The 10,732-nt window shown below is 58.7% G+C and carries 9 protein-coding genes; 2 read left to right on the top strand and 7 right to left on the bottom strand.

Annotated features, from left to right (window positions below):
- Positions 1–173: 173 nt before the first annotated feature.
- Positions 174–1,367, bottom strand: coding sequence for a cystathionine beta-lyase (metC, locus tag DXX3274_RS02435; RefSeq protein ID WP_042858382.1), 1,194 nt, complete (start codon positions 1,365–1,367; stop codon positions 174–176).
- A gap of 261 nt (positions 1,368–1,628) precedes the next feature.
- Between metC and exbB the strand changes: the two genes are divergently transcribed.
- Both exbB and exbD read left to right on the top strand, forming a co-directional pair.
- Positions 1,629–2,567 carry a tol-pal system-associated acyl-CoA thioesterase gene (gene exbB / locus DXX3274_RS02440; protein ID WP_084478666.1) on the top strand — a complete coding sequence of 313 codons (939 nt, stop codon included), beginning with the start codon at positions 1,629–1,631 and terminating at the stop codon, positions 2,565–2,567.
- A 4-nt stretch (positions 2,568–2,571) separates the two neighbouring features.
- Complete coding sequence (gene exbD / locus DXX3274_RS02445; protein ID WP_038663030.1) at positions 2,572–2,991, top strand: TonB system transport protein ExbD; 420 nt, start codon at positions 2,572–2,574, stop codon at positions 2,989–2,991.
- 130 nt (positions 2,992–3,121) lie between these two features.
- Here exbD and DXX3274_RS02450 read toward each other — a convergent pair whose 3' ends face one another.
- The 6 genes from DXX3274_RS02450 to DXX3274_RS02475 all read right to left on the bottom strand — a co-directional run bounded on the left by DXX3274_RS02450 (position 3,122) and on the right by DXX3274_RS02475 (position 10,564).
- Positions 3,122–3,772, bottom strand: a complete 651-nt coding sequence (locus DXX3274_RS02450; protein WP_042858383.1) for a Qnr family pentapeptide repeat protein — start codon at positions 3,770–3,772, stop codon at positions 3,122–3,124.
- 127 nt (positions 3,773–3,899) lie between these two features.
- Positions 3,900–4,919, bottom strand: a complete 1,020-nt coding sequence (locus DXX3274_RS02455; RefSeq protein WP_042861809.1) for a substrate-binding domain-containing protein — start codon at positions 4,917–4,919, stop codon at positions 3,900–3,902.
- Between the two features lie 49 nt (positions 4,920–4,968).
- The gene (locus DXX3274_RS02460; RefSeq protein WP_042858384.1) at positions 4,969–6,381 is read right to left on the bottom strand and encodes a sucrose-6-phosphate hydrolase; all 1,413 of its coding nucleotides are present in this window, start codon (positions 6,379–6,381) and stop codon (positions 4,969–4,971) included.
- Entirely contained in the window at positions 6,381–7,751 is a 1,371-nt protein-coding gene (locus tag DXX3274_RS02465; RefSeq protein ID WP_042858385.1) for a sucrose-specific PTS transporter subunit IIBC, read from the bottom strand. Before DXX3274_RS02465 ends, DXX3274_RS02460 begins: the two co-directional genes overlap by 1 nt.
- Positions 7,752–7,829: 78 nt before the next feature.
- Complete coding sequence (locus DXX3274_RS02470; RefSeq protein ID WP_084478668.1) at positions 7,830–9,446, bottom strand: carbohydrate porin; 1,617 nt, start codon at positions 9,444–9,446, stop codon at positions 7,830–7,832.
- A 194-nt stretch (positions 9,447–9,640) separates the two neighbouring features.
- On the bottom strand, positions 9,641–10,564 hold the full coding sequence (locus DXX3274_RS02475; protein WP_042858386.1) for an aminoimidazole riboside kinase: 924 nt from the start codon (positions 10,562–10,564) through the stop codon (positions 9,641–9,643).
- Positions 10,565–10,732 lie beyond the last annotated feature (168 nt).

A 10,732-nucleotide genomic window follows, 5' to 3' on the forward strand; every position in this document is an offset into this window, starting at 1 on the left:
GTGTCCAAACTGGCTGCGCCAATGACGCCTATTGGGATAGGCTCTAAGCCTGAAAAAACGAGCATCAGGATAGGGTAAAAAAGGTAAACGTATTGTCATCATTGTTACTGTTCATCATATACGCTTTGCCTCGCTTACCACAGCGGCATCAGGGGGCCGGAGGGATAGTGGCGTCACATTTCCCGCAATCTCCTGAAGCCGGTTTCCAAATCGGCGATCAAATCGTCGCAATCTTCCAGGCCGATGTGCAGCCGTACCAGCGTACCGGTAAAGTCGACGCCGCCTGCCGGACGAATCGCCGCCAGTTCTTCCGGCTGGTTGGCCAGAATCAGCGATTCGAAACCGCCCCAGGAATAGGCCATGCGGAAGTGACTAAAATGGTCGAGATAATGGGCCAGTTGCTCGCGGCTTAACTTCTCTTTCAGCACGAATGAGAACAGGCCGTTGGCGCCGCTGAAATCCCGCACGAAGAATTCATGCCCTTTGCAACCGGGCAGCGCCGGGTGATTGACCGTCGCCACTTCCGGGCGCTCCGCCAGCCAGCGCGCCACGCGCAGGCCGTTTTCCTGATGCTGCTGCAACCTGACGCCGAGCGTCCGCAGTCCGCGGCTGGCCATGTAGGCGCTGTCGGCGTCGGCCATCTGCCCCATCAGGTAGGATTGCTCGCGCAGTTGATCCCAGCAACGCGCGTTGGCGACGGCGGTGCCAATCATGACATCGGAGTGACCAGTGATGTATTTGGTGCCGGACTGAATCGAAATATCTACGCCAAGATCAAGCGGCCGGAACAGCACGCCGGCTGCCCAGGTGTTGTCGATCATGATGACGATATCCGGGTTAACGCGGCGAACGGCGGCGACAATCGCCGGAACGTCCTGTACTTCCATAGTGATGGAACCGGGAGATTCCAGAAACACGACCCGGGTATTGGGTTGGATCAGGTTGGCGATGTCGCCGCCAATCATCGGATCGAAAAAGGTGGTGCTGACGTTCATTTTGTTCAGCACTTTGTTACAAAAATCCTGCGTCGGCTCATAGGCGGACCCCGTGACCAGCAGATGATCGCCCGCCGAGACAAACGATACGATGGCGTTGGCGATTGCCGCCGCGCCGCAGGGGTAAAGCGCGCAGCCCGCGCCGCCTTCCAGTTCGGTCATGGCGTCCTGAAAAGCGAAGTGGGTCAGGGTGCCGCGACGACCGTAAAACAGCGCGCCTTTGGCGCGGTTGATGGCGGCGTTTTTCTTGTCCTGCACGCTGTCGAATACCAGCGAAGAAGCGCGCTGAATCACCGGGTTTACCGCCCCCTGGGTCACTCTTTTGCTGCGCCCGGCGGCCACCAGCGCGGTGGCGATTTTTTTACTCGTCATACGGCATCACCTGTAGCTCAAACATTCCTTGCGTCCATCTCTGTACGTTATCACGGCTGGGGGAGCAGGGGGGCGGCTTTTCTTATCAAGATGAGCATGTCGTTGATACGATGTAGCGAATGTGCTGAGAAACGGCGCGTTAGAGGTAAAGCGTGCAGCAAAATGCGTAAATAATAATGAGAACGACTATCAATTAATTCTGGGTTTGGTATCATTTTCGCCAGATTAAAGTGGCATGAAAATGATTGGTGGAGGCACAGCGTGTATACGGCTGACAAGAATATTAACCAACGGGGATCATCAGTCTGGCGTAAGTCCGGCCGTGTGTTCGGGGGCTTTACTCATCGTCTGATGGCGTTCGCGTTGCTGGGTATGGCAGGCAGCGCATTGGCCGCGCCGGCGTCGACGCCGATCGCGACCGGTACGACGGCAGCGGCGACCGCCGCTCCTTCCGCGCCGTCGGGAGCCGTCGGCAGCCTGATGAGCACGGATCTGTCCGTCTGGGGAATGTATCAGCACGCTGACGTGGTGGTAAAAACGGTGATGATCGGCCTGTTGCTGGCATCCGTGGTTACCTGGGCGATTTTCTTCGGCAAGAGCGCCAACCTGATGGGCGCCAAAAAGCGCATCCGTCGAGAGCATCAGGCGCTGGAAGATGCCCGCACGCTGGATGACGCAGCGGATATCGCCGGCGTGTTCAAACCGGGCAGCGTGTCGCTGCAACTGCTGGCGGATGCCCGCAACGAGCAGGAGCTGTCCGAACGTTCCGACGACAATAACGGTATCAAAGAGCGCACCGCGTTTCGTTTTGAGCGCCGGGTGGCGGCTACCGGGCGTCAGATGGGGCGTGGAACCGGCTATCTGGCGACGGTGGGCGCTATCGCGCCATTTATCGGTCTGTTCGGTACCGTCTGGGGCATCATGAACAGCTTTATCGGCATCGCCCAGTCGCAGACCACCAATCTGGCGGTGGTGGCTCCGGGTATCGCCGAAGCGCTGCTGGCGACGGCCATCGGTCTGGTCGCGGCGATTCCGGCGGTGGTGATCTATAACGTGTTCGCGCGCTGGACGGCCAGCTACAAGGCGATAGTGGGCGATGTGGCCGCGCAGATTCTGCTGCTGCAGAGCCGCGACCTGGATATTGCAGCCAGTGCCGGCAACGCCTCTTCTTCACCGGCGCAGAAACTGCGGGTAGGGTAAGCCGATGGCGATGCATCTGAACGACGGGCAGAGTGAAAACGGTGAAATGCATGACATCAACGTGACGCCGTTTATCGACGTTATGCTGGTGCTGCTCATCATCTTCATGGTGGCTGCGCCGTTGGCGACGGTGGATGTGCGGGTCAACCTGCCCGCCTCCAGCGCCACGCCGCAGCCGCGCCCGGAAAAACCGGTGTTCCTGACGGTGAAGGCCGATAAACAGCTCTATCTGGGCGACGATGCGATCACCGAAGCGACGCTGGCTCAGGCGCTGGAAGCCAAAACCCTGGGCAATAAAGACACCACCATTTTCTTTCAGGCAGACAAGAGCGTGGATTACGAAACCCTGATGCGGGTGATGGATTCGCTGCGTGAGTCGGGCTATCTCAAAATTGGCCTGATGGGCGCGGAGAAAGCGCGCTGAGGCGCGGTTTGCTGTCTGAACTGAACCACCGCTTCGGCGGTGGTTTTTTTATGGGCGTCTGTTTTTTTGCGCGCTGCCGCGAATAAACCGAGAGCGCTAACGGCGCCTGCCGGGTTCTTGCGGCCTTGAACTATTGTTCAATCACGATTATTCCGAGACGTTCCATCAAGGTATTTATCTGATAATTATCTAACTTCACGCCTTCGAGGTTTGTCGAGCGCACATCAAGCTCCCCCAATTCTGAGTTGATTAAATCGCATTGCGTAACGTCGGCGGAACGCCAGTCAAAAGAAGTAAACTCTCCCCCTGACAAATCGGAGCCGACGAAGCTGGCGCCGTTGACATTCGCGCCTGTCCAGCGGTTTTCCCAAAGCTCACACTTTTCCAGTATGACGCCCGACAGGTTGGCGTAACTTAAATTTGATTTTGTGATGTAGGCGCTGCAAAACCACGTGCGGGCGGTAATCCTGTTCATGAAGCTGGCGTCCCGGAAGTCAGCGCCCTGTGCCCGGCAGTCGCGTATTTCAATGCCCAGCGCCTTCACCGAGCGGAAATTACACAGCGACAAATCACAGTTTTTAAAGCTGGCGTCTTTCAACGTCGCTCTATAAAAATTACAGCCCATTTGGCTTTCTTGATCGAAAAACTGGCAGTTCAAAAATTGAGTATCAGTTAAATCGCAGCCGGCAAAGTCGCAATTATGGAATTTACAGTTTTCGACGCACTGATGGGTGAAGCGATCCGCACTAAACTTTTGCTCTTTGAAGGTCTGGGCATTCATTATCACACCTGTAAATATAACCAGTTGTCGGTTATCTTACCGGTCGCCAGCCTCACAAGCTACTTTTTGTCGCGCTTCTCTTTTTGTCACGCTATCTCTTCGGTGAGGTCTTCCAGATGCATCGCCTTCAGGCGCGGGAGTCCGGGTGACGCCAGTGCAGGCGGGTCGGCACATATACACGGCTTTCCTGCAATTGCTGCCCTTCAATCAGCGCGTTGATCATCTCAAAGCTATTGCGTGCCAGCGTCTCGCAATCCTGCGCTACGGTATCGATCTTCATCGGCAGGCAATCAAACAGGTAGTGATCGTCAAAGCTGCACAGCCGCATGTCGCAGTCCATCAGGTTGTGCTGGTTCAGGTAGCGCAGCACCCCTTCCAGCAGGCCGCAGGCGGCGGTAAACAGCGCCTTGGGCGGGCGGCCGAGGCGGGCGCACAGTTGGGCGAACATCTCGTAACCGGCGCTGGAATGATAGTTGCCGTGGATAATCCATTCCGGGCGGCACTCGACGCCGGCGCGCTCCAGCCCGAGCTGAAAACCGGCCAGTCGATCGCGGGTGGGGGAAATGCGCGGCTGACCGCCGATGAAATAGAATTCGTCCGGATGCTGACGGGCGATGTTTTCCACCAGCGTGGCGGTGGATTCCACCGCTTCGCAGACCACCATCGGCAGGTCGGACTCGCCGATCATCCGGTCGAACTGCAACACCGGCAACTGCTGGTTAATCTTCTGGTATTCGACATCGCTCAGCATGCTGGACGCGACGATCAGGCCATCCACCTGACGCTGAATCAGGCTGTTGACCGCCATCATTTCCTGGCTGGCGTTCTCATCGGTACAGGCAATCAGCAATTGCAACCCGGCTTCCCGGCACAGGCACTCCAGTTCGCGGGAGATCACCGCAAAACCGTAGTTGGTCATTTCCGGCACCACCAGCCCCAGCGTGTTGCTGCGGCTGGAGCGCAGAGAGCGGGCGTGGATGCTGGGTTGATAGCGTTGCTGCTGCGCCAGCGCCAGCACCCGGTCACGGGTTTCGTCCGAAACGCGGAACTCTTTGCTGCGGCCATTGAGAACCAGACTGGCGGTGGATTTGGATACTCCCGCCAGTCGTGCGATGTCGCTGATTGTGACGCGTTTGGTCTGTTTCACCGTGGTATCTTTAGAGAACAATGTGCCTTTAATGGCATGAAAAGGAACCTTATTCTATCACGCACGGTGCCAACAGCCAGTGTTGCAACGTGATGCGACCCGAGCCGCTGAAGCTGACCGTGGCGTCGCTGGCGGGGAAATAGCGCGATGACATCACCGCCTGCCCGTGGTTGATAAAAATTTCTACGCTGGAGCGGTCGCACAGAATCTGCAAGTGGTGCAGCGGGCCGTCATGCCAGTAACGGTGTTCCGGCTCGTTGGTGCGGCGATTGCGACGGCTCAGAGTCAGGCGTTCGCCGTCCCAGCACAGCACCATCACTCCGGCGAAGTTGATCTGAAATTCGCCCTGTGTGTCCAGCATCAGTTCCGCGCTGCTGGCGGGCAGTGCGGGCGCGTAGTCGGCGACGCCCTGCCACAGATGTTCCAGATGGCGCAGGCTTTGCAGCTCGCGTGCCGGTTGCTGGTAAATCCGGCCATCGCGCAGCGTCAGCTCGCGCGGGCAGGTCATGGTATGGATCCAACCATGCGTGATTGTCGGTTGAAAGAATTCGTCCTGATCCGGCACGCCCATCCATCCGAATAGCAGACGGCGGCCATCTTCGCTGTGCGTGGTTTGCGGCGCGTAAAATTCGAAGCCCAGATCCAGTTCGTGGAACGCCTGATGGGTGAAGCTGCCGTTGTCGTAGTCGAGCGAACCGATGAAATAACCGGACTGATGGGTATTCAGGTAGCGCTCTTCTTCTGCGGGTAGCCCCTGCGGGCAGCAAATCAACACCTCGTGGTTGTCTAGCGCAAACAGGTCCGGGCATTCCCACATGTAGCCGAAATCGCCCAGCCCGTTGAGGCGGGAGCCGGCGATTTCACCCAGAGAATGCCATTGCAGCAGGTCGGATGACCGATACAGCAGCACTTTGCCCTGTAAATCGACGTCCTGCGCGCCCAGCACCATGTACCAGTTGTCCTGATGACGCCAGACCTTCGGGTCGCGGACGTGGCCGGTGTACCCTTCCGGCAATGACAGCACCGGGCCGGCCTTGTCGAATTCGCCGTCGTCATTGGCGCGCGCCAGGCACTGGTACGCGGTGCGAGAGCCGTCGTCGTATTTCACGTTGCCGGTATAAATCAGCGTCAGGGCGTCGTTGTCCACCACGGCGGAACCCGAGTAGCAGCCGTGGCTTTCATAGCTTTCTGACGGCACCAGCGCCACCGGTTCGTGACGCCAGCGCACCAGATCGGCGGAGCTCCAGTGCCCCCAGAACTTGGCACCGTGGGCACAGGCCTGCGGATTCCACTGATAAAACAGATGGTAACGCCCCTTATGCTGCACGAACCCATTCGGATCGTTCAGCAGCCCGACCAGCGGCGACAGGTGCCACTGCGGACGATGCGGGTCATAGGTTTGCCGTGACGGTCCGGACATCAGGGCGTAGGCCATACGTTTTAACAGATGGATTTCCTTCATTATGCGTTGTCCGTTTTGTATTTCAGCAACAGAGAGATCAGGAAGGCTGCGCCAAAGGCGATCAACATGCCAATCAGATAATTCAGGATTGAGCCTGCTTGCACAATGGCAAGGCCCGGAATGCCGGTCAGCCCGACCGCCGTCATGTTGACGTGGTTGGCGACGACCCAGGCGCCGCCCAGCGCGCCGCCCGCCAGCCCGGCCAGGAACGGTTTGATGAAGCGCAGGTTAATCCCGAAAATCGCCGCTTCGGTAATGCCGAGCAGACAGGAAAGCGACGACGGCACGGCGATGGCTCTGATTTTAGCGTCGCGGGTTTTGAAGTACACCGCCAGACAGGCGCCGCCCTGCGCCACGTTAGCCATCGCCCAGATCGGCAGCAGGAAATTGACGCCGATGGACGGGTTGCCCAGCAGCCCGGCTTCAATAGCGTGGAAGCTGTGGTGTACGCCGGTGATGACGATAGCCGAATAGAGCCCGCCGAACAGCAGCCCGGCCAGCCAGCCGGCGTGGGCAATCAGGGTACTCAGCACTAAGGAAATGCCGTCGCCCAGCATACGGCCCGCCGGGCCAATCACCAGCATGGCGACGAAGCCGGAAATGATCACGGTCAGGAACGGCGTCACGATGATATCCAGCGCGTTCGGTACCACCTTGCGCAGGCGCTTTTCCACCAGACTCATGAACCATACCGCCAACAGAACCGGGAACACGGTGCCCTGATAGCCGATCATGGCGAATTCCAGACCGAACAGGTGCATGGTCTTGAAACCACCGGCCACGCCCCAGGCGTTGGTCAGCGCCGGGTGGGTGAGGATGCCGCCCAGCGTCGCGCCCAGATAGGGGTTGCCGCCGAATTCACGCGCGGCGGTAAAGCCGATCAGAATCGGCAGAATGATGAAAGCGGCGGAGCTGAACATATCCAGCATCACGAAAATGGCGCTGCCGGCATCGACCCAGCCGTAGGTCTTGATCATGCCGAGCAGGCCCATCAGCAGGCCGGAAGCGACAATCGCCGGGATAATCGGCACGAAAATGTTCGACAGCAAGCGCGCCAGCCGTTGCAGCGGATTGAGCTTTTGCGCCGCCAGCGAGGCGGTTTCGGCGGTGCTGGTTTCGCTGATGCCGGCGGCCTTGATGAACTCGGCGTAGACCTTGTTCACCAGCCCGGAACCAAAAATGATCTGCATCTGGCCGGCATTCTGGAAGCAGCCTTTGACGCCCTCGACGCTTTCGATGGCGGTTTTATCGGCCAGGTCGTCATCGTTGAGCACCAGCCGCAGGCGGGTAGCGCAGTGCGCGGCGCTGGCGATGTTGTCCCTGCCGCCCAGCAAGGGGATTAGGGATGCCGCAGTGGCATGAATATCCATAGTGTTCCTCTTTATCAACAACAGGTATGCGGTCGTCATCGACGGCGGAAGCCTTGCCGGTGGCGGCCGCGTTAACCGTTAAAACCAGGTTTCCATCTGGACGCCGAAGGTCCATTCGCCGCCGGCTTTGAAACCGGTGGAACCGAAGGCGTCGTCGCTGGCGTAGTTATCCAGTCGCTTGTCCCAATCCATATAACTGGCGAAGACGCGCAGTTCCGGACGGCTTAATAAATTGGAGATATCGCCTACTTTAAACGTCGGGGCGAAAGTCAGCTTGTAGAACCCGCCGCTTACCTGATTACGCGATAAGTATCCCTGAGGATCCAGATTCATATATTGATAGCTGCCTTCATAGGCCAGTGCGAAGTTTTCGGTGATTTCCTGAATAAAGCGCGCATTAAACGTCACCCAGCGGTAGTCATCCCCCTGAACGTAACGATCTTTGCTGCTTTGCGCCAGAATCGCCGGGGCGAAGCTCCAGGTTTTATTCAGCGCGGTAGTACCGTAGGTCGCCAGACGCCAGGTGCTGGCGTTCTGGGTCAGGTTGCCGTCGGAACCGATGGATTTAACTTCGCCGCCGAGGCCGTGGCCGTACAGCAGCGCCACTTTGGACGTCCCGTCGCGCAGCCCGTAGAAGCTGTCGCCGTGCCAGGCGGCCAGCGCGTGGTAACCGCTGTCGCCGGCATTGGTGTTGGTGACGTTGTTGGCGTTGTTGCGCCCGGTGTTTTCCTTCACGTCGTTGTTGCGGGCGCGCAGGCCGCTCAGCATGAACTGGAACGGGCCGACGAAGTTATTGCTGGTGACGATGTAGTTCTGGATTTCGTTGTCCAGCGTGGTGATCTCGCCGAGGCTGCGGCCGTACAGCGAGAAGTTGGTTTTCCAGCCATCCACCGGTTTCACGTCGTAGATACCGCCGCCGGTCCCTGCCAGGAACACCACGTCGGAGTCGATCCAGTGGATGTCGAAGTTGTCGCGATCAAAACGCTTGCCTGCCCACAGCGTGGTGTCCTTGAAGGCGCCGGTAAACGTCGGCAGCGAACCCAACTCGACAAACGCTTCGCGCACGTTCAGGTCGCTGGTGCTGGCGGTCCAGTCGTTATAGCTGCGCTGGCCGTCCGCCATCATCACTTTGAAACGGGTGGTGGCGCCGTTATCCAGTTTGGTGCGGTGTTCCAGTTTCAGTTCCAGATAGGTGTCGTCTTCGTTGCCCAGTCGGCCGACATGGCCGCCGGTTTCACCGGCCGGCGTCATGCTGGGGCCGATATTCGCCTTCGAGCTGGTGACGGAATCGTGGATAGCCAGGCCGGAACGGGCATAACCGTGGAACTCAAAGCCATCGGCGATACTGCGTTTGCTGGCCAGCGAGTCGGTTTTCAGCGCTACCTGCTGGGTCTGCTGTTCGTTTTGCGTGGCGCGCGCCGCGACCTGTTGAGTCTGCTGCGCCACTTGCTGGGTGGTTTGTTCTACCTGCTGGGTTTTCTGCTCGACCTGCGTAGTGCGGGCCGCCAGTTGTTTCGCCTGTTTTTCGGCGGCGTCGGCGCGGGCTTCCGCTTGCTTCGCGCGTTGTTCCGCCTGCAACAGGCGCTGCTCCAGCGCGTTCAAACGCGCCTCAATGCTATCAGAAGGGGCTGCCAACGCCTGAGAGGTACAGAGTGCGAGTCCCACGGCGGCGGCAAGATAACCTGGCTTTATCATGTTGGGTTTTCCCTTGGATGGTCAGATGGTTTTTTTTGTTTTGCTAAATTGCTAAACCGGTTATGCAGCGAAAGCTAAATGGGGTGAAGGGGGTTGGCAAGGAATTTTGTTTTCTTGCTGTGCTAACTGTGATCATGACAACAAAACCCGCTCCCGACGGTGCAATGCGGTTGCCGGGAACAGGCTTTGAAAGGCTATAACGCGGCGGTGAGTTGATGGGAGAACGGCAGCGCCGTCATCGCGCCTTTGGCGGTGGTCGCCAGCGCGCCGCAGCGTTGCGCCTGAGTGAGCACGGTATGCCAGTCGTCAATCTGGTACAGGCTATCGTAGCCGGCCAGCGCGGCGAGCATGCCGGCGACAAAGGCGTCGCCCGCGCCGGTGGTGTCGACCGGGGTGACGCGGTGCGCCAGAAAGTGCCGCAACTGGTGGCCGTCATGCAGCCAGACGCCGTCGCCGCCCTGAGTAATCAGCAACCGCTTGATGGGGTATCGGGCCATCAGGTTGGCGCTGCCCTGACGAATGTCCTCGCTGCCGCTGAGAAACCGGAATTCCTCTTCCGACAGTTTCACCACGTCCGCCAGCGCCAGCACCTGATCCAGACTGGTTCTCAATTCCTGCTCGCTGTGCCACAGGTCGGCGCGGATATTCGGGTCAAAGCTGACCCACCCCTGGGCGGCGCGAATCCGCTTTATCGCTTCCAGCGCCGTGCTGCGCGACGGTTCGCGCGACAGGGCGATGGAGCACAGGTGCAGCCATTCGCTGCGCTGAAACGCCGGCAGGTCGGACGGTTGCAGGAACAGGTCGGCGCTGGGGCGCACCATAAACGTGAAGGTGCGCTCACCCTGAGCATCCAGACTCACCACCACGGTGGAGGTGCGGTGTTCCGCATCCGGTTGCATGTGACGGACATCCACCTGCTCGCGGGCCAGTACGTCGCGCAGGAAATGACCGAACGCATCCTCGCCGACGCGGCCAATAAAGCCGCTGTGTCCGCCCAATCGGGCAACGCCCACGGCGACGTTGGCGGGCGCGCCCCCCGGACATTTCAGATAGCGCTCCTCGCCTTCCGGAATGAGATCGACCACCGCATCGCCCATTACCCATACTTTGTGAGACATAATTACACTCTTTATCGGGGATAGTTAAACTGTTGGCTAAAATAGAAGAAACGGTTTAGCTAATCAACTTGTTAATGGACAATGGTGCGCCAAAAGTAGGGTCAAGAGTGTTAGGAACCAGCTTCTGGCGGGCTTTGGTATATGCCAGGTGGATAAAATCGACGCGTA

Source organism: Dickeya sp. NCPPB 3274, from assembly GCF_000406205.1.
In the GTDB taxonomy this organism is placed as follows: domain Bacteria; phylum Pseudomonadota; class Gammaproteobacteria; order Enterobacterales; family Enterobacteriaceae; genus Dickeya; species Dickeya fangzhongdai.